The sequence below is a fragment of the Actinoplanes sp. NPDC023714 genome, from assembly GCF_040639855.1.
Classification (GTDB): Bacteria; Actinomycetota; Actinomycetes; order Mycobacteriales; family Micromonosporaceae; genus Actinoplanes.
Window position 1 is genome coordinate 1 of the sequence record NZ_JBFAAR010000003.1, and the last position, 23,053, is coordinate 23,053.

17 protein-coding genes are annotated in these 23,053 nt (G+C 72.2%); 9 read left to right on the top strand and 8 right to left on the bottom strand.

Annotated elements, in window-relative coordinates; all coding sequences use genetic code 11:
- Positions 1–90: 90 nt before the first annotated feature.
- The 3 genes from AB0G10_RS15310 to AB0G10_RS15320 form a co-directional block, all read right to left on the bottom strand.
- A complete protein-coding gene (locus AB0G10_RS15310; RefSeq protein WP_360920789.1) occupies positions 91–1,200 on the bottom strand; it encodes a methyl-accepting chemotaxis protein in 1,110 nt (369 codons plus the stop codon).
- A gap of 321 nt (positions 1,201–1,521) precedes the next feature.
- Positions 1,522–2,001 (bottom strand): SRPBCC domain-containing protein, encoded by a 480-nt coding sequence (locus AB0G10_RS15315; protein WP_360920792.1) that lies wholly within the window; start codon positions 1,999–2,001, stop codon positions 1,522–1,524.
- Positions 2,002–2,014: 13 nt separating this feature from the next.
- Complete coding sequence (locus AB0G10_RS15320; RefSeq protein ID WP_360920795.1) at positions 2,015–2,338, bottom strand: winged helix-turn-helix domain-containing protein; 324 nt, start codon at positions 2,336–2,338, stop codon at positions 2,015–2,017.
- Positions 2,339–2,483: 145 nt separating this feature from the next.
- Between AB0G10_RS15320 and AB0G10_RS15325 the strand changes: the two genes are divergently transcribed.
- Positions 2,484–2,633, top strand: coding sequence for a hypothetical protein (locus AB0G10_RS15325; RefSeq protein WP_360920798.1), 150 nt, complete (start codon positions 2,484–2,486; stop codon positions 2,631–2,633).
- Here the strand turns inward: AB0G10_RS15325 and AB0G10_RS15330 are convergent.
- The 3 genes from AB0G10_RS15330 to AB0G10_RS15340 are packed head-to-tail and all read right to left on the bottom strand — an operon-like array spanning position 2,615 to position 4,509.
- A complete protein-coding gene (locus tag AB0G10_RS15330; protein WP_360920800.1) occupies positions 2,615–3,112 on the bottom strand; it encodes a molybdenum cofactor biosysynthesis protein in 498 nt (165 codons plus the stop codon). The two genes, AB0G10_RS15325 and AB0G10_RS15330, sit on opposite strands and share 19 nt — an antisense overlap.
- Positions 3,113–3,129: 17 nt before the next feature.
- Positions 3,130–3,882 (bottom strand): NAD(P)-binding domain-containing protein, encoded by a 753-nt coding sequence (locus AB0G10_RS15335; protein WP_360920803.1) that lies wholly within the window; start codon positions 3,880–3,882, stop codon positions 3,130–3,132.
- Between the two features lie 21 nt (positions 3,883–3,903).
- Entirely contained in the window at positions 3,904–4,509 is a 606-nt protein-coding gene (locus AB0G10_RS15340) for a TetR/AcrR family transcriptional regulator (protein ID WP_360920805.1), read from the bottom strand.
- Positions 4,510–4,603: 94 nt separating this feature from the next.
- On the opposite strand from AB0G10_RS15340, the gene AB0G10_RS15345 reads away from it, so the two are divergent.
- From AB0G10_RS15345 to araD, 7 genes are all read left to right on the top strand, one after another.
- On the top strand, positions 4,604–5,617 hold the full coding sequence (locus AB0G10_RS15345; RefSeq protein WP_360920808.1) for an NADP-dependent oxidoreductase: 1,014 nt from the start codon (positions 4,604–4,606) through the stop codon (positions 5,615–5,617).
- A 182-nt stretch (positions 5,618–5,799) separates the two neighbouring features.
- Positions 5,800–8,331: a hypothetical protein gene (locus tag AB0G10_RS15350; RefSeq protein ID WP_360920811.1), complete on the top strand. Its 2,532-nt coding sequence runs from the start codon at positions 5,800–5,802 to the stop codon at positions 8,329–8,331.
- Positions 8,332–8,865: 534 nt separating this feature from the next.
- Entirely contained in the window at positions 8,866–14,787 is a 5,922-nt protein-coding gene (locus AB0G10_RS15355) for a DUF3320 domain-containing protein (RefSeq protein ID WP_360920814.1), read from the top strand.
- A gap of 36 nt (positions 14,788–14,823) precedes the next feature.
- Positions 14,824–16,023, top strand: a complete 1,200-nt coding sequence (locus tag AB0G10_RS15360; RefSeq protein ID WP_360920817.1) for an esterase-like activity of phytase family protein — start codon at positions 14,824–14,826, stop codon at positions 16,021–16,023.
- A gap of 61 nt (positions 16,024–16,084) precedes the next feature.
- The gene (locus AB0G10_RS15365; protein WP_360920820.1) at positions 16,085–17,335 is read left to right on the top strand and encodes a hypothetical protein; all 1,251 of its coding nucleotides are present in this window, start codon (positions 16,085–16,087) and stop codon (positions 17,333–17,335) included.
- Positions 17,332–18,351 carry a phosphate ABC transporter substrate-binding protein PstS gene (gene pstS / locus AB0G10_RS15370; protein WP_360920823.1) on the top strand — a complete coding sequence of 340 codons (1,020 nt, stop codon included), beginning with the start codon at positions 17,332–17,334 and terminating at the stop codon, positions 18,349–18,351. The genes AB0G10_RS15365 and pstS overlap by 4 nt, the downstream gene beginning before the upstream one ends.
- 72 nt (positions 18,352–18,423) lie before the next feature.
- Complete coding sequence (gene araD / locus AB0G10_RS15375) at positions 18,424–19,137, top strand: L-ribulose-5-phosphate 4-epimerase AraD (RefSeq protein ID WP_360920826.1); 714 nt, start codon at positions 18,424–18,426, stop codon at positions 19,135–19,137.
- A gap of 875 nt (positions 19,138–20,012) precedes the next feature.
- On the opposite strand, the gene AB0G10_RS15380 is transcribed toward araD, so the two are convergent.
- Both AB0G10_RS15380 and AB0G10_RS15385 read right to left on the bottom strand, forming a co-directional pair.
- The gene (locus AB0G10_RS15380; RefSeq protein WP_360920829.1) at positions 20,013–20,483 is read right to left on the bottom strand and encodes a hypothetical protein; all 471 of its coding nucleotides are present in this window, start codon (positions 20,481–20,483) and stop codon (positions 20,013–20,015) included.
- 176 nt (positions 20,484–20,659) lie between these two features.
- Positions 20,660–21,658, bottom strand: a complete 999-nt coding sequence (locus tag AB0G10_RS15385; RefSeq protein ID WP_360923013.1) for a LacI family DNA-binding transcriptional regulator — start codon at positions 21,656–21,658, stop codon at positions 20,660–20,662.
- 346 nt (positions 21,659–22,004) lie between these two features.
- On the opposite strand from AB0G10_RS15385, the gene AB0G10_RS15390 reads away from it, so the two are divergent.
- Positions 22,005–22,994, top strand: coding sequence for an ABC transporter substrate-binding protein (locus AB0G10_RS15390; protein WP_360920832.1), 990 nt, complete (start codon positions 22,005–22,007; stop codon positions 22,992–22,994).
- Positions 22,995–23,053 lie beyond the last annotated feature (59 nt).

The following is a 23,053-nucleotide window of genomic DNA, read 5'->3' on the forward strand; positions in this document are numbered from 1 at the left end:
CGTTACGAGGCAACGGTTACCGTCGCCTCAATCATGATCTGGCTCCGTGCGAAACCCGACCGGAGCCGACCATGATCCGTCAGATTCGCTCTAGCTCCCCACCTGTGCCAGGAAGTTCTCGACGTCCTCGCGCAGCGGGTCGGGCAGGTCCACGAACTCCAGCCCGAGCTCGGTGACCCCGTCGCGCGGCATCCGGCGGACCACCCGGGCGTCGGCCGTGCCGCGCAGCCCACCCGGCACCCCGCCGCCGTCCCCCAGATCGAAGGCCGCCCGGACCGTGTCGCCGACGGCCAGGGCAGCGCTGTTCGGAACCGTGCAGCCCACGCCGTCGGCGCTCAGGTCGACGGCCTGCCCGGTGAGCTCGCGGCCCGCCGCGTGCAGCCGGACCGTCCCGTGCACCGGCAGCCGGTCGGTGCGCCGCCGCTCCAGCCGCTCCGCCACGTCGGACAGGTCGCCGATCTGCGCCATCGTGGCGTCGACGCTCTGGTGCAGCAGCATCACGATGTCGTTCTGCCGGTCCGCGATCCCGCCCAGCTGCCGCATCGCGTCCTCGATGTCGCCGACGTCCTTGATGATCGCGGTGAGCGTCTCGCCCATCTGCGCGACGTCCGCCTCCAGCGCCGCGATCGTGCTCGTGATCTGCTCGGTCGAGTCGGCGGTCGTGTCCGCCAACCCCTTCACCTCGTCGGCGACCACGGCGAACCCGCTGCCGGCCGCCCCGGCGCGAACCGCCTCGATGGTGGCGTTCAGCGCGAGCAGCCGGGTCTGCGAGGCGATCCCGGAGATCACGCTGGCGATCCCGGCCACCTGCCGCAGGCTGGCGTTCAGGGCGGTGGCCGCCTCGTCGGCGCTGTGCGCCCGCCGGACCAGGGCCTCGGCCGCGCTGTTCGTGACGGTGACCCGTTCCTGGGTGGCGGCCGCGGCGTCCCGGGCCGCTCCCACCTGGATGACCACGTCCTCCAGCTTGCCGCCGATCACCGCGGCCGTGCCGTCGATCGCCTCCTTGGCGCGGCGGCGCAGGCGCTGGTTGAGGCGTACCTGCTCGACCTGCGAACTCTGCGCCCGCGCGTCCCGGTCGGCGCGCAGCCGTTCCAGTTCGGCGTCCCGCTCGGCGAGGGCGGCGGTCAGCTCGTCGATCCGCAGCTGTGCGTCGGGGGAGACGCTCTCGCCGCCGAATCGTGTCCGCCAGCTGGGGGTCAACCGTCCGCCTCCCATCGGGCACGTCGAGGGCATTCCCGACGCTACCCCCTCCCCCTCCCCGATCTTGTGAACTTCGCCAGGAACGGTCCCGCCGAACTCCCCAAGATCGCGGAGAGGCGGGGCTGTGGCCGGGCGGGGCGCCCTCTCCCGCCCCGATCTTGTGAAGTTCTGCAGGAACGGTGCTGTGGAGCTTCACAAGATCGGGGTGGGGTGGGGTTGTGGCCGGGCGGGGCGCCCTCTCCCGCCCCGATCTTGTGAACTTCGGCAGGAACGGTGCTGTGGGACTTCACAAGATCGCGGAGAGGGGGAGGGGCGGAGGGATTACAGCAGGGCGTCGATCTGGTCCTGGGCGGAGCGCATGCCCTCCTCCATGCCCATCTCGGCCATTCTCTCCAGCTGTTCGGCGCTGGTGAACGTGGAGACCGTGGTCATCCGCGTCCGGTCGCCGACCTGCTCGAACGTGACGACGCCGTGGGTGGTGTCCTTCGGGTCGACCGGCTCGAAGTTCTCGTCGGCGAACCCGTCGTCGAACTCGAGGCGGTGCGGCGCCTCGACCGCGGTGATCGTCCACCAGCCGCGGGACCGGGTGCCGTCCGGGCCGGTCATGTAGTAGTGCACCCGCCCGCCGGGCTTGAACTCGTACGTCTCGAAGGTCGCCGGCCAGGTCGGCGGCCCCCACCAGCGCTCCAGCTTGCGCGGATCGGCCCAGACCTGCCAGACCCGGTCGACGGCCGCCTCGAACTCGGCGACGAACGTCATGGTGAGCGCTTCCACGTTCTTGACAGAGCTGACCACCGGCATGACCGGTCTCCTCTCACTCGTCCTCGTCCAGGATGTCGGCGATCCGGCCGGCTCGTCGCCGCCAGACCTCCTCGTACGCATCGAGCAGGAGGGCCACCCGGCGCAGCGCCGTGACCTCCCCGTGCACGATCTGCTCCCGCCCGCGCCTCGTCTTGGTGACGAGGGCGGCGCGTTCCAGCACCGCGACGTGTTTCTGCACCGCGGCGAAGCTCATCGGATAGTGCCGGGCCAGCTCGGAGACCGACTGCCCGGAGTGGATGACCCTGGTCAGGATGTCGCGTCTCGTCGCGTCCGCGAGGGCGTGGAAGACGAGATCGGCGTCCTGACCTACAACCATGTGGTTGTACGTTAGTCGCGACCGGTGGCTCTGGCAACCCACTCGGTAGCGGATCGGGTGCGGCGTCCGATTTCTCTGGAACGGATGCGGCGCCGGCCGATCAACGGGGTAACACCCAGCTGATCAAGCCGACAGAGGAGTCGTCATGAGCCTGACCATCGGAACCTCGACCCCGCCCACCACCCGTGACACCCACGCCGCGTGGCTGCGCCGCCGGGAGGACGACCGTCCGTTCAACTGGGCCGAGCGCGCGACCGAGACCGACCGCCGGGAGCTTCAGCCGGCGCTGGTCTGATCGGGGAGCACCTCGACGGCGACCGGGCCGACCCGCAGCACGCCGTCGGTGAGCGGCACGCAGCGGACCCCGCCCCGGCGGCGCAGCGCCTTCCACGCGCCCGGGCCGACGGTCACGTCCATCCACGCGCATGGGTGGGCCGGACGCCGGACCCGCAGGAGCACCGGCCCGTCGCCCGAGTCGAGGCTCAGCACCGAGCCCACGAGGTCGTCGACGGGGATGCCGGCGGTGAGGATGTTCCGTCGTACCCGGGAAAGGCCCGCACCCGCGGGCAGAGACTCACCCGCCATGACTGTGACGCTCGCGTCCCGATGGGCCGGGTGGTTGAAATAGCGGTCACCCACGATGCCGAGCCCGGCCCGGAGACGGATCTCCTCGACGAGCTCCCCGGCCGGGGCGGGCGCGGGGCCGTCGGACGGGCGGCCCTCGAAGCGGTGCACGGGTGAGGCGAGCAGTTCCAGGATTCGCGGCGACGACACGCCGGAATCCTAGGAGATCACCCCAGCGTGGCGAGCGCGTCGGCCAGGGCGTCCGTGGCGTCCTGCACGTCGACCTCGCGCGCCTGCAGCGGCCCGCCGGTCTCGGTGAGCCGGGCCGCCTTGGCCCCGCCCGCATAGAACGGCGCGAACCCGAGCTCGCGGATGATCTGGCAGGCCGCCTCCCGGGCGTCCCGCTCGTCGGTGCAGACGAACTCGGCGAGCAGCGGGTCGTGGCCGCGCCGCCGGCTCAGCACGTCGGTGGAGAGGTTGTTGAACGCCTTCACCCAGTGCGCGCCGGGCGCCCACTCGATCAGCGTCTCCAGGCCGCTCTTGGCGCCGGCGTGCTCCATCAGCCGGTCGGACGCCTCGCCGGGCGGGCCGTTGACGGCGGCGGCGATCAGCACCGGGTCCTTGGTGCTCGCGCCGGTCAGGTAGCTGCCGGTGAACGCGCCGGTGAACGAGCCGGCGGGCACCCCCGGCACGCCGTCCTCCGGGTTGGTGCCGTCGATGACGACCTTGCCCTCGAGCGCGGACCGGGTGAGGTCGACCGCCTCCTTCGCCCCGGACCAGTTCGGCGCGAAGATCACGATGTCACCGAACGCCGCGGCCTGCGGGATCGACATGACGCGCAGCTTCCCGCCCATCCGGTCGACCCGCTCGCGGAGCCGTTCCGGGTGGCGGGAGGTGACGGCCACGTCGTGACCGCTCTCGGCGCACCACGCGGCCAGAGTGCCCCCGAGCTGACCTGCCCCAATGACACCGATTCGCATGTCCTCAGCGTGCCTTCTGAATCACCCTGCCGCGCCGGTTTCCCCTATTTCGCCGTAGAGGATCCGCAGCTCGACCAGGACCATGTCGTCGACAAGGCCGGCCGGGTCCGCTGCACCGGCGAACGCCGCCAGCCGCAGGTCGTCGATCAACCCGGCCAGGACCGCGGGGGCCGGCCCGTCCGGGGCGAGCCCGGCCGCGCGGTCCCGCTCGATGCGCGCGGCCAGCCGCTTCACGTGCGCGTCGCGCAGCCCGGCGCGCCACGCGGCGATCGGCGGGCAGCCCGGAGCGGCGGCGAGCGCGCCGGCCAGCAGCCGCCCGTGACCGCTCCAGATCGCGGCGAGCCCGGTCAGCGAGCGGCGCAGCGCCTCCTCGTCCGGCCCGGTGCCGTCCAGCCAGGGGCTCGAGCCGGCGTGCAGCTCGCCGGTGAGGTCGTGCAGCAGGGCCACCACGACGGCGAGCTTCGAGTCGAAGTAGAAGTAGAAGCTCGACCGGGAGATCTCCGCGCCGGCCGCGAGCTCGTCGATCGTGATGTCGGCGAGCGGTTTGCGGGTGAGCAGGTCACGCGCGGTGGTCAGGATCGCCCGCTCGCGGCGATCGCCTTTGCTGGGTCCTCGCCGGCGGGTCATGACACCACGGTAACGCGGTTAACATCGAATAATCGACGCGGTGTCGACTTTCTCGACGTACTGTCGAAAAGCCTCGACCGATTGGAGATCCCCCGTGCAAGAGATCCGCCTCGCCTCCCGTCCCACCGGCTGGCCCACCGCCGCGAACTTCGAGCTCGCCGAGGTCGAGACGCCGGTCGCCGGCGAGGGCCAGGTGCTCATCCGCAACATCTACATGTCGGTCGACCCGTACATGCGCGGCCGGATGAACGACACCAAGTCCTACGTCGCGCCCTTCGCGGTCGGCGCGCCCCTGGACGGCGCCGCGGTCGGCGAGGTCGTCGCCTCGAACGCCCCGGCGGTGCCGGTCGGCGCGGTGGTCGCGCACGGCCTGGGCTGGCGCGAGTACGCGGTGGCGGACGCGAACCGGGTGCGGGTCGTCGACCCGGCGCAGTCGCTCTCGGCGTACCTCGGGCTGCTCGGCATGACCGGGCTCACTGCGTACGTCGGGCTGCTCGACATCGCGCAGTTCAAGGAGGGCGACACCGTCTTCGTGTCGGGCGCCGCGGGAGCCGTGGGCAGCGTCGTCGGGCAGATCGCGAAGCTGAAGGGCGCGAAGCGCGTGATCGGCAGCGCCGGCTCGGCGGAGAAGGCCGCGTACCTGACCGGCGAGCTCGGCTTCGACGCCGCGTTCAACTACAAGGACGCCCCGGTCCGCGAGCAGCTTCGGGCCGCCGCGCCGGACGGCGTCGACGTCTACTTCGACAACGTCGGCGGCGACCACCTGGAGGCCGCGATCGCGTCGGCCAACAAGTTCGCCCGGTTCGCGCTCTGCGGCGCCATCGCGCAGTACAACGAGACCGCCCCGCCGGCCGCGCCGCGCAACCTCGCGCTCGCCATCGGCAAGGAGCTGAACCTGCGCGGCTTCATCGTCGGCAACCACAACCACCGGATGCCCGACTTCCTCGCCGAGGTGGGCGGCTGGCTGCGCGACGGCCGGATCTCCGCGCGCGAGACCGTCGTCGAGGGCCTCGAGAACGCGCCCGACGCCTTCCTCGGCGTCCTGCGCGGCGACAACACCGGCAAGATGGTGGTCAAGGTGGGTGACACGCCCACTGTCCGTTCTTGATCATTGGGTACGGGGGAGCGAGTCCCGCTTCCCCGTAACTCTGTGTAGTTGTTGCCGGTTTGCCGGATCCTGAACGATGATTCGGTCGCGCGGCGCTGTGATCGCGATACGGAACGTACGGATGATCGCACTCGTCCGTATGGACGAGGTGACTGACGGAAAGCAGACACTAGCGTTCCCGTGTGGCGAATCGGTTCCAACTCTGGGGACAAGCGGGCTGGGCAAGTGCCGAGGTGGTCGGCGAGACGCACTACGCGAAGGCGATACGTGCGCTCTTCGGCTCCGACTTCAACCCACAGGGGACCGACATATCCGTTCCCCTGCAGCTCATACCCGACCCCAAGAACCGTCACGACCGCAACGCGGTGGGCGTCTGGTCCGGGTCGGCGCTGCTGGGTCACCTGCCCCGGCCGGAGGCCGCGCGGTACGTGAAAGTCCTCTCCTCGCTGCACAAGCGCGGGCTGGTGCCCGAGGTCAACGGCCAGATCCACGGCCGGGAGTGGGGCGAGTACGACGGCCGTCCGCCGGCCTTCGTCGGCACGATCCGGCTCGACCTCGCCGAGCCGCACATGCTCGTCCCGGCGAACGAGCCGCCGCCCGCCGAGCACCGGCTCCTGCCGTCCGGCTCGGCCGTCCAGGTCAACGGCCAGCAGCAGTTCCTCGAAGCGCTGCGGCCGCTGCTGCGCCCGGAGGGTGAGTGCTGGGCGTACGTGACCCTGCACGAGATGGCCGACCACCTGGTCGAGGTGCGCATCGGCGACGCCCGGGTCGGCGACCTGAGCCCGAAGATGAGCGGCGAGCTGCTGCCCACCCTGCGCCACCTCGCCGAACAGGGCCTCATCACGGCCGCCCGCGGCATCGTGAAGGGCAACGCCGGCGAGGCCAGCGTCATGCTCTACATCTCCCGCGTCCAGGATCTCCCGGAAGCCTGGCAGGGCCGGCAGTCCTCCGCCTCCTCTTCCCCCGCGTTCCCCAATCCCTCGTCCTCCGGCCGTGCCGCGGCAGGCGTTTCCGCGTCCGGCGCGACCTCCACGGGACCGGCCACACCAGGCGCGGCGCCCGGCCCGGCCGGGGGCATCTCACCGAGCTGGTCCACGCCCGGTTCGCCGCCCGCTTCCCCGCCCGGTTCGTCGCCGGGCGAGCTCGCCCCGAGCTGGGCGGCGAGCAGCGACGCGACGCCGGCCTGGACCCCGCCGGTCGACCCCACCTCCGGCTGGACCCCGCCGGTCGACGCCACCTCCGGCTGGACCCCGCCGGCGGAGGGTGCCCCGAGCTGGGCCGCCCCCGGCGACCCGGTACCGAGCTGGGCCGCCCGCGACGACGTGACCCAGGGCTGGACCCCCGGCGCCTCCAGCGAGGCGACGGCAGGCTGGCAGGCGGGCGAGTCGGGCCTGCGGCTGGGCATCGCCAGCGACGCGGGCCTGGGCCGGACCGCGGCCGACAAGCGGGACAACCCGGGCTTCGGCGGTGGCGCGGGTACGGATCGTGACGCTGCGTTCGGTGGCGCTGGTTCGGACCGTGACACTGCGTTCGGTGATGCGGCTGCCGGTCGTGACGCGGGCTTCGGCGGTTCGGCTGCCGGTCGTGACGCGGGCTTCGGTGGCGCTGCTCCCGGCCTGGACGCCGCTGCCGGCCCGGACCCGGCCGCCGCCCGTGACTTCGACGCGGCCGCCGGCCTCCCGGTGCGCCCGGCCGGCGGCGAACCCGCGCTCCCGAGCTGGGCCACTCCCGCCGAACCCGGCCCGAGCTGGGGTACCACCACCGGCGAGGCGATCCCGGGCTGGGCCGCGCCGGGGGAGGCGGTGCCGAGCTGGGCAGTACCGAGCACCGGCATCCCCGCCTGGGCCACCCCGAGCGCCTCCGCGCTGCCCACCCTGCCCTCCACCGGTTCACCGGCCGGCGGCACGGCACCGCGCCTCGACACGCCGTCCGAAGCGACCCCCACCCGCCCGTCGTCGCCGGCGCCGGCCTATCCGGGTTCCCCGGCGGCAGCCGTCACGTCATCCGCGCCGGCGCCGGTCTCCGCATCCCCGTCCGCCGACGCGGCGGGAGGCTCGTCGTTCCCCGGCTCGCCCGCAGGTGCAACGACGTTCGCCGGCACTTCCGCCTCGGTGTCGGCCATGCCCGGCTCCCCGGTAGCCGCATCGCCCTCGCTCGCGGGATCGCCCCTTTCGGCCATGCCGTCCTCGGGGGCCCCGGCGCTCAACGGCCAGACGCCGGCAAGCCAGTCACTGGCCGGTCAGGCTCTGAGCGGTCAGGCTCTGGGCGGTCAGGCGTCGGCTGGTCAGGCGCTGGCTGGACAGGCTCTGAGTGGTCCGGCGCTGGGCGGTCAGGCGCTGGGCGGTCAGGCGCTGGGCAGCCCGGCGACGGTGGGTGAAGCCGGGCCGGCGGAATCGTTCGCCCATCCGGTCAGCCCGGCCCCGGTAGGCGCCCACATCGCCGAGACCACGGTCATCCCGGCCCTGGCCGCCGTCGTGAAGAGCAACCCGAGCCGGCTCTCCGGCGCCGCCCCGGTATCCGCGGCCCCCGCCCCGGCCGCCGAGGCCAACCCGCACCCGCCGATCCCCGGCGCGCCGACCGGCATCAAGTTCGTGGTGCCGCCCGGCTGGCCGGTGCCGCCGGACGGCTGGTACCCGCCCGAGGGCTGGCGTCCGGACCCGGGCTGGCCGCTGGCGCCCGCCGGCTGGCAGTGGTGGGTACCGATCTGGGAGTGACGGCACCCCGCCGGCTGCAGCGCATGGTCGTCGACCGGGCCTGTCGACAGCAACGGACTGCGGCCCGCTTCGGCCGGCTGCAGCCTATGGCTGTGTGGGAGCGCTACCAGCGACCATAGCGTGCAGCCGGCCTTCGGGCCGCGACCATAGCGTGCAGCCGGCCTCCCGGCGACGACCGTAGGCTGCAAGCCGCCCTCCCGGCGGCGACCACAGGCGACCATGGGGTGCAGCCGGGATGGGCGGGCGGCGGCGCGGCTTCCTGGCTGAGGGCGGCGTGTGCCCGTGTGGCATCGGATCGGCGCGCCACGCCCGACCTGTCGTACATGTCGGTAATGTTCTGTTTGTGGAAGTTTGCGGCGGCGTGAGCACGTCCTGCCCCGGGTCGGACAGGCCGAATTCGATTGGTTGAAGTCCGGAACGTCGGATTAACCCGGAAAATCGCCACGGTGACCCGCCTTGCCTTGCTGGAATGTGGCAATGCGGTGGGATGATGCTGACGGGTTGACCGGACGGCCGGATGCGCGTGTTCGCGGAGTGCTGGAGTCCTGGCGAGCCGGTCTGCTGGACTTCACCGGCAGCAATCCACTGATCGACGTGGATCCCGCGGGTCCCGGGGTCGTGGCGATCGTGAGCCCGACGCCGCGGAGCATCCTGGAGGCGCTCCGGGACGGACGGGAGTGCGGATTCCTCGGCATCGAGGAGCAGGCCGAGGGGCCCCGGCCGCGGGCCGCCAACGTCTTCCAGACCGAGATGATCGACGCGGACATGGACGCGACGCTGCACGCGCTGCGCCGGACCGCCCGTCGCGACCAGTACGAGCAGGGCATCTCGGCGCTCTACCTGACGCTGGGATCGCTGCACTGGGTGGACGGCGGCCAGCAGTTCGCCAGCCCGATCGTGCTGGTGCCGGTCGAGCTGGTTTGCCCGGACCCGCTGGACTACCCGCGGCTGCGGGCGCGGCCGGAGGACCCGATCGTGAACCCGGCGCTCGCGGTGCGGCTGCACGCGTACGGCATCGACCTCCCGCAGGTGGACAGCCTCGCGAACCTGGACCTCACGGTGTTCTGGGCCCGGCTGGACGCGGCGATCGGCAACCACCCGGACTGGCACTCCGACGAGTGCGTGATGCTGTCCCGGTTCGACGTGCAGCGCGAGGTGATGTACACCGACCTGGTCGACAACGAGCGGCAGATCCTCGCCCACCCGGTGATCCGGGCCCTCGCCACCGACCCGATCGCCCAGCCGGACGCGCTGCGCTTCGAGCCCGTCCCGGTACGCCGGATCGACGAACTGGCGGCGCCCGACGACGTGCCGCTGGTCCTCGACGCCGACGCCGCCCAGCGATCCGCCATCGCCGCGGCGGTCGACGGCCGTACGTTCGTGCTGCGCGGCGCCCCCGGCACGGGCAAGACGCAGACCGTCGCCAACATGATCGCCTGCCTCATCCACGCCGGGAAGCGGGTGCTGCTCGTCTCGGAGAAGGCGGCCGCCCTGGACGGCGTGAAGGAGCGGCTGGCCCGGGTGGGCCTCGCCGACTACCTGCTGGAGCTGCACAGCGACCGGATCGGCCGGACCCAGGTGGCCGGGGCGCTCGCCACGGCGCTCGACTTCATCCCGCTGCCGCCGCCGAGCCTCTCCACCGACGAGCGCGAGGAGCTGCGGCAGCACCGGATGCGGCTCAACGCGTACGCCGAAGCGATGAACGAGGTCCGCGAGCCGCTCGGTCACCGGCTGCACGACGTGCTCGGCATGTGCGCCCAGATGACGGATCTGCCGGCCGGGCCGGTGCCGGGCGGGTTGCCCGTACCCCTGACCACGCAATCCTTGCAGCGCGTCCGCGACGCCGCCGACCACCTGGGCCGCGCCTGGCGGCCCGCCCTCGAGGGCGACGACTTCCTGTGGCGCGACGTGATCGACCGCAACCGCCTGGACGCCCGGCTGCACCAGGCGCTCGCGGCGCTCGACCACCTGATCGAGGCGGAGAACAACGACCGGCTCGCCGAGGTGTTCGAGGCGCACACGATCGCCGACGCGATCGCGCTGACCACGCTGGTCGGGCACGCCGCCCGGCGGCCCGGCGAGGTGCCCGACGAGTGGCTGACGCTGGAGAGCCTGGAGCCGGTGGCGAAGGCCGCCGAGGGCCTGGTCGGCCACCTGCGCTCGCTGCACCAGGCCGAGGAGGCGGTCCGGGCGAAGGCCGGCGTCACCTGGTCGGCGCTGCCGTCGCCGGCGAAGCTGCCGGTGGTGCCGACGCTCGCGCACCTGAACCCGCCGCCGATCGAGATCCTGCCGCTCACCACGGCGCAGGCGATCGGGCTGGCCCGGCGGTTCGCCGAGGAGGCCGACCGGCTGGAGCAGCACCAGCACAGCCTGGACCGGGTCACCGCCCGGCTCGGCCTGCCGAACGTCGTGGCGTTCACCGACCTGCCGAGGGTCGCCGCGATCGTGGACCTGCTGAACCGGCCGAACAAGCCGGAGCTGGGCTGGTTCGACACGACCGGGATGGCGAACGCCCGGGCCGCGTCCCGGGTGCTGCAGCGCGCCGTCGAGGCGGTGAAGGCCGCCGAGTCCCGGGCCCGCGAGCACTTCAACGAGTCGGCGCTGGTGGAGCCGGTGGACGAGCTGGTCGAGCGGTTCGCCACCCAGCACAAGGGGATCCGCAAGCTGCGCAAGCCGTACCGGCGGGACAAGCGGATCACGGCCGGCATCGCCCGGCCCGACGTGAAACGTTCGGACGCGGTCGCGAACCTCGACGCGGCGGCCGCCTGGAAGCGGGCCGTCCAGGAGCTGGAGGCGGCCGAGCTGGAGTACGCGCGCAACCTGGGCCGGCACTGGAAGCACCTGGACACCGACTTCGACGCGATCCAGGACGCGCTGCGCACCGCCGAGGAGACGCTGCGGATCACTCCGCCGCTGGCCGTCGGCGGCATCATCGAGCGGGTCTGCGCGGCCACCCCGAACGGCGCGATCATCCGGATCGTCAGCGAGGCGCGCACCGAATTCGAGCGGTTCACCGCGGCGCTGCGCCCGGCGCCCGAGCCGGCGCCCCGCCCGCAGCTCGCGACCGGGCCGATCCACGACGCGGTCACCTGGCTGCGGGCGCACGTGGAGCCGCTGACCGCCGCGGCCGAGCTGACCCAGGCGTACAGCGTCGCGGCCGGCCGGGACTTCACGCTCGCCGAGTCGGCCGCGATCGGCCTGCTCCGGGAGACCGCCTCGGACGCGGCCGGCGCGCTCACCGCGAACGCCGGCGAGTACGCCGAGGTGCTCGGCCCGCTGTACCGGGGCACCCAAACCGACGTGGACGCGCTCGCCACCGCGATGTCCTGGGCGTCCGAGGCCCGCCGGGTGCGGGCCGGCGCCGACGTCCCGTTCACGCCGGAGCAGGCGCAGGCCCTGGCCCGGGTACGACCCACCGACGCGCTGCCGTCCCGGGTCGCCGAGTGGCAGTCCGCCCGCGACTGGATCCTGCGGGCGTTCGCGCCGCGCCGGCACCCGTCGCTCACCGCCACCCTGGACGACTACGAGCACGCCCGCGAGCTGATCACCGCGCTGCTCGAGGACGTGCACGGCCAGCAGGAGTGGTTCGACTACCAGGCGGCGCGGGAGGTGCTCAGCGAGCACGGCCTGGACCCGGTCGTGGAGTTCTGCGCGAGCCAGGACCTGCCGGTCGAGCAGCTGCTGCCGGTGCTCGGCCGGGCGCTGTTCCAGTCCTGGGCCGACATGATCATCCGGGAGGACGAGCGCCTGCCACCGCTCGACGCCGCCTCCCGGGACCGGCTCATCCGCGAGTTCCGGCTCTGGGACACGCTGCTGGAGCGGGCCGCCGCCGCCGACGTCATGAACGCCGTCGACGACATGCAGCCGTCCGGCACCGCGGTCGCCGAGGCGGCGATGATCCGGTCGGCCGCGGCCCAGCAGGGTCGCCGCCCGACCGTCCGGGACCTGCTCGCCGAGACCCGGCACGCCACCCAGGCGGTGAAGCCGGCGATGCTCACCATCCCGGCCGACGTGAGCCGGCTCATCCCGTCCGACCTCTACTTCGACGTGGTCATCGTCGAGGAGGCCTCGCGGGTGCCGGTCGCCGACGCGATCACCTGTGCGTACCGGGCCAGCTCGATGATCGTGGTGGGTGACGACCGGCAGCTCGGCGCCACCCCGCTGCCCGGCGGCGGCGACGGCCAGTCGATCCTGGGCCTGGCGATCCACTGCGGGGCGTTCCCGGTCCTGGACCTGACCACGCACTACCGCAGCCGGCACGAGTCGCTGATCGCGTTCGCGAACCACAGCTTCTACGCCGGGCGGCTCAACACGTTCCCGGCCGCCGGTCCGGCCGGTCCGGACGCGGGGGTGCAGCTGTTCGCCGCGGAGGGCGACGAGACGCTGGCCGAGGAGGTCGCCAGCCGGGTCGCCCACCATCTGGTGACCCGTCCCGACCGTACGCTCGGGGTGGTGGCCTGCACGCCGGAGCTGCGTCGGGAGATCGAGGCCGCGGTGGCCGACATGGTCGGGTCGCCGGACGACGACCGGTTGCGCGGGTTCTTCGTGAAGGACCTCGACGCGGTGCAGGGCGACGAGCGGGACGTGGTGATCCTGGCGATCGGCACGGATCTCGGCGGTCTCGACGGCCCGGACGGCTGGCGGCGGCTCAATGTCGCGACCACCCGCGCCGCGCGCCGCTTCGAGGTGGTGTCGGCGGTCCGGGCGCAAGAGCTTGCGGGGTACGAGAACCTGACGTTCCTGGCGGCCTACCTCGACTACGCCGTGCGGGGCGAGGACGCGCTGGACCTGACCGATGCGAGCGCCGAGGCGCAGACCCCGTTCGAGGACTCGGTACGGGACGTGATCGCCTCCTGGGGCTACCACGTGCGGGCCCGGGTCGGCACCGGCGCGTTCCGGGTCGACCTGGCGGTCCGCACCTCGTCGCGCCGCAACGCGCCGTACGCCCTCGGCATCGAGTGCGACGGCACCACGTACGACTCGGCGCCGGCCGCCCGCGACCGGGACCGGCTGCGCGAGCAGGTGCTGCAGAGCCTCGGCTGGAACCTGCACCGGATCTGGGGCACCGCCTGGTATCTCGACCGCGAGCACGAGGAGCAGCGCCTGCGGATCGCGATCGAGGAGGCGCTCGCGCAGTACCCGGCCGAGTCGGCGCCGGAGCTGACGGTCGAGGAGAGTCCGGTCACGGAGAGTCCGGTCACGGAGAGCCCGGTCACGGAGAGCCCGGTCACGGAGAGCCCCGTCATGGAGGCCGAGCCCTCGGTGGAGGAGCTTCAGGAGTACGAGGAGGAGGCGTTCGCCGAGGCCGACACCGAAGGGGAGATCTTCGCGGAGGCGTTCGCCGAGGTCTACGGCAGTCAATCCTTCGATGACGAGGTGACCGTCGAGATCAGCCCGGAGCAGGCGGCCGCCGCGACCGGCCCGGTCTTCCAGTACGACGAGCCGGCCGGTCCGGAGCCCTGGTACCTGGCCCCGGACTACCTGGTCGAGGAGGCCGGCGCCTACCTCGCCGGAGTGGACGACGTGGGCCGCGAGATGGCCGACGCCGGCGCGCCCGAGGAGGAGCGGACCGAGGTCCCGCGGGAGTGGGCGGACACCCCGTCGATGGTGGACGTGGAACTCGACGCCGACCTGGAGCCGTTCGCCGAGGAGTTCGAGGAGCACGTCGTCGTCCCGGCCGTCTTCGAGCACCTGCACCGCGAGGACATCGACCCGGCCGACATGCACCCGATCGCCGCGCACGCGCCGGAGCACCACGAGCCCGAGCCCGAACCCGAACCCGGGCACCACGAGGAGGAGGAAGCGCACCCGGTCGCCGCCCACCTCGCCGAGCAGTGGGCTCAGCCGTACCGGAAAGCGCAGCTCGCACCCCTCCCGGCCGGCGCCGGACTCACCGACCCGGACACCCGCGGGTTGTTGATCGACGCGGTGCGCGAGCTCGCGCACGTCGAGGGACCCGTCCATTTCTCGGTCGCGCTGCAGCGGATGCGCGAGGAGTGGGGCCTCACCCGGATCACCAAGCACGCGAAGGCGGCCGTCGAGGAGGCGATCGTCGAGGCCGGGCTCGGCTGGGACGGCACGTTCCTGAGCGACCCCGGGCAGGGCGAGCCGATGGTCCGGTTCAAGGCCGAGGACGTGGCGCGCAAGGCCGACCAGGTCGCCGACTCGGAGCTGAAGGTCGCGCTCGAGCACCTCGTCCACGACGGCGGCGTGCTCACCGTGGATCAGCTGCTCGCCGCGACCGGCCGGCTGCTCGGCTGGTCCTCGCGGCGCTCGCCCGAGGTGGAGGCGCGGCTCACCGAGCTCATCGCCGACCTGGTCGACGAGGGACACCTCATCCACCAGGCGGACGGCCTCGCGATCGGGCACGGCCTGCCGGACATCGCGTCGCTGCCCCGGCACGACGCGGGGGCGAAGGCGTCACGGCCACGTCGGTCGGCGGCCAGCCGGAAGTGAAACGGGGTTCACCGGCGCTGCCTAACGTCCGGCCACATGGGAAAGATCATTAATCGTACGATCGCCGGCGCCGGGGCTGTCGCTCTCACGCTGACGCTGGCCGGCACCGCCTCGGTGGCCGGCGGGCAGCACCACGACCGGATCACCAGGCCCACGCTGACCGGCTGGGCGTCGCTGCCCGCCGGAACGTTCGTACCGGGCAGCGAGCCCTCCGGCAGCCTGGTCACCGGCAACCTGAACGGGTTCACGGCGCCCTTCGCCGACCAGCCGGTCCAGGGCTTCTCCGGCATCGCGGACAACGGCGACGGCACGTTCGACGTGCTCAGCGACAACGGGTACGGCAACCAGGCCAACTCGGGCGACTTCCTGCTGCGCGTCCACCGGCTCGCCCCGGTCTTCCGGAACAACACCGTCGACGTGCTCGGCGGCGTCAACCTGACCGACCCGGACGGCCACGTGCCGTGGAAGCTGACCCGCGCGGACCGGGTGCTCACCGGCGCCGACTTCGACGTCGAGTCGATCGTGAAGGGCGCCGACGGCTCGTACTGGATCGGTGACGAGTTCGGCCCGTACCTGCTGCACTTCGACCGGGCCGGCAGGCTGCTCTCGGCCCCGGTCGCGCTCGACGGCGTGGTGGCGCCGGAGACCGCGGCGCGGACCGGGACGACCGCGACGCTGGGCAGCAGCAAGGGCTTCGAGGGGATGGCCGCGTCGCCCGACGGCCGCTACCTCTACCCGCTGCTCGAGGGCACGGTCACCGGCGACCCGGCCGGCGTGCTGCGGTTCAACGAGTTCGATCTGCGCAGCCGCAAGTACACCGGCAAGCGCTGGACCTACAAGCTGGACGCGCCGGCGCACGCGATCGGCGACGCCATCGCCGTCGACAGGAACCGCTTCCTGATCATCGAGCGGGACGGCGGACAGGGCGCCACCGCGGTGAACAAGAAGATCTACATGGCCACCAAGCGCTCCGACGGCACGCTCGCCAAGAAGCTCGTCGTGGACCTCATGGACGTCGCCAACCCGCGCCGGCTCGGCGGCTTCGGCACCAAGTTCACCTTCCCGTTCCAGACCATCGAGGACGTCGTCATCCTGGACGAGAAGACCATCGCCGTGCTGAACGACAACAACTTCCCGTTCTCCACCGGCCGCTCCGCGACCGCGGCGGACAACAACGAGTGGATCACCATCGCGCTGCCCGAGTCGCTGCGCCCGGACAAGCGCGTTCTCCGGTAGTTCCCCGGGACGAGGCCCGGGTGTCCACCTTCCGGACACCCGGGCCTCCTACCGTCGGGACGTGGCAGTTCTGGAGGCCACCCGACACGTGGTCCGCAATGAGACTCCGGTACGCCTGAGGCTGCTGTCCGCCCTCACCGCCGCGGCCGCCGCGGCGCTGCTGCTCGCGACCGGCCTCGTGATGGCGCGGGTCCAGGACCAGGTGCGGGTCATCGGGCATCAGGCCGCGCCGCAGGCGGTCACCGCGGCCGGGCTCTACTTCGCACTGAGCGACCTGGACGCCCAGGCCACCCGGATCCTGCTGGCCGGCGACGAGGACACCCTCGCCGGCAGCCGGCTCGACGCGCTCGGCGCCTACCGGGAGCGCGGCCGGCAGATCGACGCGGGCCTGCAGGACCTGCTCGCCGCGGGCGCCGGAGACCTGGAACGGCGCCTGGTGACCGAGGTGCGCGACGGTCTCGCCGTCTATCGCCAGCGGATCGGGCAGGCGCTGGCCGCCCAGCCGCACTCGGCCGCCGAGGCGCTCGGCCACTACACGCAGGCCACCAACGTGCTGCACCTCGACCTGCTCCCGGACGCGGCCCGGCTGCGCGCCGTGAGCGAGGAGAGGCTGACCCGGGCGTACGAGGCCAAGCGCGGCACCGAGGCGACCGCCGACGCCGTGGTCGTGCTGCTCGGCGGCGCGCTGCTGATCCTGCTCGCCGGCCTCCAGGTCTGGCTGGCCCGGCGGTTCCGCCGCACCTGGAACCCGGCGCTGGCCGCCGCCACGGCGCTGAGCCTCGCGCTGCTCGTGGCCGTGTCGTCGGTCGCCGGCGCGCAGGAACGGCGGCTCACCGGCGCGCGGGTGGACGCCCTCGAGCCGTACCTCGCGCTGTCCGAGCTGCGGGCGGTCGGCTACGACGCGGCCGCCGACACGAGCCGGTACCTGGTCAGCGGCAACCTGGCCCACTACCGGGAGGACTTCACCGTGAAGTCGCGGCAGCTGAGGGCTCTCGACCCGGTGGCCGGCGAGCGCTGGCAGGCCTACGAGCGCGGCCACGAGCGGATCCTGGCGCTCACCGACGCGGGCCGGCGGGACGAGGCGATCACGGTTCTCACCGGGATCCGGCGGGGCGACGCCGCGTTCGACTTCGCCTACTTCGACGCTGCCGTGGCGGCCGTTACCGACGTACAGAAGACCGATTTTGATCGTGGTCTCAGGGATGCCGAACGGGTGCTGACCGGAGCGGTGGTGCTGCCCGTCGTGACCCTCGTCGTGATCATCGGGCTGATCGGGATCGGGGTGCGCAGGAGATTGGCGGAGTATCGATGAGGGTCGCCGTCCTGATCCTGTTGCTGGCGCTCGCGGCCTGCTCAGCGCCGCCCGAACCGGCACCCGAACCGATCTCGTGCGCCTCCGGGACGACCGGCGGGCAGGGGTCGTCGGCGCAGACCAGCGCCCTCCAGGCCTGGATCAAGGCCTATCAGATCGCCTGCCCGGACGCGACCATCGCCTACGCCGGCACCGGCTCGGGCGCCGGCGTGCGGGCCTTCCTGGACGGCGAGGGAGACTTCGCGGGGACCGATTCCGCCCTCTCCGGCCAGGATCTGCGGAAGGCCGCCGAGCGCTGCGGCGGCCCGGTCGTGCACCTGCCGCTGGTGGCCGGGCCGATCGCGCTCGCCTACAACGTGGCCGGCGTGGGCGAGCTCCGGCTGACGCCGGAGACCATCGCGGAGATCTTCAGCGGGAAGGTCACGGCCTGGGACGACCCGGCCATCGCGGCCACGAATCCGCTCGCCGCGCTGCCGTCCACCGCCATCCGTACGATCCACCGCGCCGACGGCAGCGGCACCACCGACAACTTCACGCGCTACCTGGCGGCGGCCGCACCGGGGCGATGGCCGCACGGTGCGGGGAGCACCTGGCGGGCGCCCGGCGGCACGGGGGAGAAGGGCAGCCATCGGGTGGTGGCCGCGGTCGGCCGGACCGATGGGGCGATCGGCTACGTCGAGTCGTCGTACGCGCTGCTCAACGACCTGCCGGTGGTGCGGATCGGCCCGGCCGGCGGGCCGTTCACCGAGCCGACGAACTCGGCGGTCGCGGGCGCCCTGCTGCGCGCCACGATCACCGACGACCTCCGGATCGCGCCGCGATACGACGGGACGGCCGATTACGCGTACCCCCTGGTTTTGATCTCCTATGAGCTCGTGTGCCGAACCGGGACGCCGGCCCTGACCCGCAGCTTCCTGGCCTACGCGGCCGGTCCCTCCGGTCAGGCCGCGGCCGGCTCGGCGCTGCCCGAGGAGCTGCGCACCCGGGTGGAGCAGTCGGTGTTGGCGTTAACGTGACGTTTTCAGGCCTGCTACGGGTCGGTTATGGTGAGCGCTAACATTCGCTCTTTTCGTGTGTGGGGAGACGGCGTGACTTACGGTTCGAAGGCTCTGCGCCGGGCCGTCCTACGGGCCAACCTGATGATCCCGGCGGCCGGACTGGCCCAGCTGACCTGGGGAAACGTCAGTGGCATCGACCGTGAGGCCGGGCTGTACCTGATCAAGCCGTCCGGCGTCGCCTACGACGAGCTGACCGAGGACCACCTCGTCCCGGTCGACCTGGAGACCGGCAAGGTCCTCGCCGGCGACCTGCGCCCCTCCGTGGACAGCGAGTCGCACCGGGCGTTCTACCTGGCCTGGCCCTCGATCGGCGGCGTCACCCACACCCACTCCACGAACGCGGTGGCGTTCGCGCAGGCCGGCCTCGACATCCCGCTGCTCGGCACCACCCACGCCGACACCTTCAACGGCCCGGTCCCGGTCACCCGGGGCCTCACCGCCGCCGAATGCGCCACCGACTACGAGCTCAACACCGGCCGCGTCATCGTCGAGACCATCGGCGACGACGCCGCCGCAGCCGCGATGCCCGCAGCCCTGGTCGCCAACCACGGCCCCTTCACCTGGGGCCCCGACCCGATCAAGTCGGTGCAGCACGGCATCATCTGCGAGGCGGTCGCCGAGATGGCCCTCAAAACCCTGGCCCTCAACCCGGCCGCGTCGATCCCGCAGCACCTCTCCGAGCGCCACTTCAAGCGGAAGCACGGGCCGGGCGCCTACTACGGCAACCCGAAGCCCACAGCCTGACCAGTCCCTACCTCGACGTCCTGCGCCCGACGTCCCTCGGGCGCAGCGGCAGTCCTTTCCGCCGTTCCCGCCCGCTGCGCCCAGGCCGAACCACCTTTTCGTGCCGCACCAAGGCGTCACGGCGTCACCTCACAGCGCCGCGTCACCGCCCCATCTCATAGCGCCGCGCGATCGCGTCACCTCAAATCGCCGCGTCACTGCGCGTTCCCTGGCGCGCACAGCGCCCGAACCGCTCCTGGCGGAACGCCGCGGCACCCGCGCACCCGAGCCACCAGCCCACCATGCGTTCACGCATCCGTGCCCGCGCGCCCTCTCCTACTCGCAGATCTTGAACGGTCTCCCACCCCGCTCCGCGATCTTGGACGATCGACGCCCTCCTCCGCGATCTTGGACGGCTTGCCACCGAATCTGGTGGTGATGCGTCCAAGATCCGCCCGGGGCGCCCTTGGTTGCCGAGATCTTGGACGATCGCCCACCGGACTCTGCGATCTTGGTCGATTCGCCACCTTCCTTCGCGATCTTGGACGGCCTGCCACCGAATCTGGTGGTGATGCGTCCAAGATCCGCCCCGGGCGTCCTTGGTCGCTGAGATCTTGGACGATCGCCCACCGGATTCTGCGATGTTGGTCGGTTCGCCACCTGCTTCGAGATCTTGGACGGCTTGCCACCGGATGCGGTGGTGAAGCGTCCAAGATTTGCGAGAGGGTGGGCGGCGCGTGGGCGGCGCGGCGCGGGCAGAGGCGGTGCGGGCGAGGGCGGCGCGGCGCGGGCAAAGGCGGTGCGGGCGAGGGCGGCGCGGCACGGGCTAAAACGGTGTGGGCGCGGGCGGTGCGGCGCCGGCTAAGCGGTGGTGGGGTGGTGTGGGAGGGGGAGGGTCAGGTCGGGGAATTGGGGCGCGGATCCAGGGCCGGCCGGCGAGTGGTGTCGGGTTGGCGGTTGGGGAAGCGGCCCGCCGGCGTGGGGGAGGGCGGGAGCGCGTTCGCCGGCTGGGCGGGAATGGGGAGGCGGGGCATGTTGGCGGCCCTCGGGCGGGGGATCGTCGCGGGCTGGTGGCGCCAGGTGAAGGTGACGCCGCCCAGGATCACCGTCTCGCCGCAGGCGCACAGGCCGGACTCGCGGACCTCCGGCGCATGTCCGTAACTGATCATCAGGGTGGTGTCGTCGGAGGCGGGGGAGGTGTGTACGGCGTGGACTTCGCCGTAGCCGGTCAGGCCGCTGCCGTTCGCGGTGAGGAGGGTGGCCCGGCCGCGCAGGGGCACGGCCAGTTCGCGGCCTGCGGCGTCGCGGATGTGCAGGGTTCCGGAGAGGCGCGGGCTTCGGCGGCGGCCCAGCCAGCCCTCACCCATCGGCCGAGGACGATCGGGCCGGGGACGATCGGGCGGCGGAGGAGCGGCAGGAGGCGGGCACCCCTCGGACTGTAACGGCGATGGGCGTCCGGCGCCGGGTCAGTCACCGCCGAGGGTGACGGATCGAGGACAGAACTACCTCAGTCACCGCAGAGGGTGACGGATCGAGGACAGAACTACCGCCGCGGCGCCGTCGTGCTGGCCCGGGCCACCAGCGACGGCGCCACCAGCACGTCCTCCGGCGGCGCCGCGCCGGGCCGGCCGAGGTGGCGCAGCAGCAGGGCGAGCGCGCGCCTCCCCAGTTCGGCGAAGTCCTGGTGGACCGTCGTGAGGGGAGGCAGGAAGAACCCCGAGTCGGGCATGTCGTCGAACCCGACGACGCTCACCTCCTCGGGTACCCGGCGGCCCGCTTCGTGCAGGGCGCGCAGTACGCCGAGCGCGATCCGGTCGTTGGCGCAGAAGATCGCGGTGACCGCCGGGTCGGCGGCGAGGCGGCGGCCCTGCTCGTAGCCGGCGGCCGCGTCCCACCACCCGGCGGTGACGGCGGGGACCACGGCGCCGGCGGCGTACAGGGTCTCCCGCCACCCCTCGACGCGCGCCTGCGACTCGGGCCAGTCGGGCGGCCCGCCGACGTGGTGGACCGTGGCGTGTCCGAGATCGAGCAGGTGCCGGGTCGCCAGCCGGGCGCCCGCGATGTTGTCCACCCGTACCGTTGGGAATGGCTCCTCCAAGGCGCCGCCGGCGCCTCCCACGGCGACGCACGCGAGCCCTCCCGGCGCGTGGGTGAGCGCGGTGAGCACGGAAGGCTTGGGCGCGATCGCGATGATGCCGTCGACGTCGTGCTGGGCCAGCCGGTCGACCGCCTCCAGCACGGGACGGTGCTCCAGGTCGCGGACCGTGGCGACGCTGACCAGGTATCCGGCGGCGCGGGCGGCGCTCTCGATGCCGTAGAGCATGGACTCCGGCCCGAAGAGCGTGGTCTCGAAGCCGATGATGCCGAGCGTGTGCGACTCGCGGGTGGCGAGGGTGCGGGCGGCCAGGTTGCGGCGGTAGTTGAGCGACCGCATCGCGGCGAGCACCCGTTCCCGCGTCTCGGCGCGCACGTGGGGATGTTCGTTGATCACCCGGGAGACCGTCTGGTGGGACACCCCGGCCAGTTTGGCGACGTCGCGCATGACGGTGCCGCGCTCCTTGCCGGTCCGCGTCTCGCGTCGTGCGCGCGGTGTGCGGGAGCCGGCCGTGGATCGCTGCTGGGCTGCGGGTTCCGGACCCGGCGCCGCTGATGGGGTCGCCATTGGACGATTCCTAGCAGGTGATGGCGCAGTGACCCTGGGCGATACCGCCGTTCTTGCAATCTAGCTGAAACAAAGATCGAGATCTCTTGACGAGCACGTTGAGAACGGTAACACTCACGAAACGCAAGCTGTGACGCCGGTCGCAGCAGTCCGACTATCCCTGCGGTCAAGGCAAGTGCTGCCTGCCGCTGCTCATTTTGTGAACGGTAACAAGTTTCGGGAGGTTATGGTGCGCAGGAACTGGTCCGCGGCCGCTCTGAGCGGCATCCTGGCCGTCTCCGTGCTCGCCGGTTGTGGCGGCAGCGACGGCGGCGACAGCGGCTCGGGCAACGACGACGGAAAGATCACCCTCGGGTTCTCTCAGGTGGGCGCCGAGAGCGGATGGCGTACCGCGAACACGAAGTCCATCCAGGAGTCGGCTGCATCGGCTGGCATCGATCTTAAGTTCTCCGACGCACAGGGCAAGCAGGAGAACCAGATCTCCGCGATCCGGAACTTCATCACGCAGAAGGTCGACGTCATCGCCTTCTCGCCGGTGGTCACCTCCGGCTGGGACGCGGTGCTGCAGGAGGCCAAGGACGCCGGCATCCCGGTGATCCTGACCGACCGCGCGGTGGACTCGCAGGACACCTCGCTCTACAAGAGCTTCATCGGCTCGGACTTCGTGGTCGAGGGCCAGAAGGCCGGCGACTGGCTGATCAAGGAGTACGAGGGCAAGAACGAGCCGGTCAACATCGTGGAGCTGCAGGGCACCACGGGCTCGGCGCCGGCCCTGGACCGCCAGAAGGGCTTCGCCGAGAAGATCGCGTCGAACCCGAACTTCAAGGTCGTGAAGTCCCAGACCGGTGACTTCAAGCGCGCGGACGGCAAGACTGTGATGGAGACGTTCCTTCAGTCCACCCCGGACATCGATGTTCTCTACGCGCACAACGACGACATGGGTCTCGGCGCCATCGAGGCGATCGAGGCGGCCGGCAAGAAGCCCGGCACCGACATCAAGATCATCACGGTCGACGCGGTCAAGGACGGCATGACGGCCCTCGCCGACGGCAAGATCAACTTCATCGTCGAGTGCAGCCCGCTCCTCGGCCCGCAGCTGATGGAACTGGTCAAGAAGGCCGACGCCGGTGAGGAGATCCCCGCCCGGGTGCTCACCGAGGAGACCACCTTCACCCAGGAGCAGGCGAAGGAAGCCCTGCCCACCCGTCAGTACTGAGTGATCCCGTGAATGCCCCGGCCGGCCCGGCCGGGGCATCCGCGGAGCTTCGAAACGGA

Coding starts and splice junctions, on each gene's coding strand:
- AB0G10_RS15315 (WP_360920792.1), bottom strand. CDS start 2,001: ATGCCGGTGGTCAGCTCTGTCAAGAACGTGGAAGCGCTCACCATGACG.
- AB0G10_RS15320 (WP_360920795.1), bottom strand. CDS start 2,338: ATGGTTGTAGGTCAGGACGCCGATCTCGTCTTCCACGCCCTCGCGGAC.
- AB0G10_RS15325 (WP_360920798.1), top strand. CDS start 2,484: ATGAGCCTGACCATCGGAACCTCGACCCCGCCCACCACCCGTGACACC.
- AB0G10_RS15335 (WP_360920803.1), bottom strand. CDS start 3,882: ATGCGAATCGGTGTCATTGGGGCAGGTCAGCTCGGGGGCACTCTGGCC.
- AB0G10_RS15340 (WP_360920805.1), bottom strand. CDS start 4,509: ATGACCCGCCGGCGAGGACCCAGCAAAGGCGATCGCCGCGAGCGGGCG.
- AB0G10_RS15360 (WP_360920817.1), top strand. CDS start 14,824: ATGGGAAAGATCATTAATCGTACGATCGCCGGCGCCGGGGCTGTCGCT.
- pstS (WP_360920823.1), top strand. CDS start 17,332: ATGAGGGTCGCCGTCCTGATCCTGTTGCTGGCGCTCGCGGCCTGCTCA.
- AB0G10_RS15380 (WP_360920829.1), bottom strand. CDS start 20,483: ATGGGTGAGGGCTGGCTGGGCCGCCGCCGAAGCCCGCGCCTCTCCGGA.
- AB0G10_RS15385 (WP_360923013.1), bottom strand. CDS start 21,658: ATGCGCGACGTCGCCAAACTGGCCGGGGTGTCCCACCAGACGGTCTCC.
- AB0G10_RS15390 (WP_360920832.1), top strand. CDS start 22,005: ATGGTGCGCAGGAACTGGTCCGCGGCCGCTCTGAGCGGCATCCTGGCC.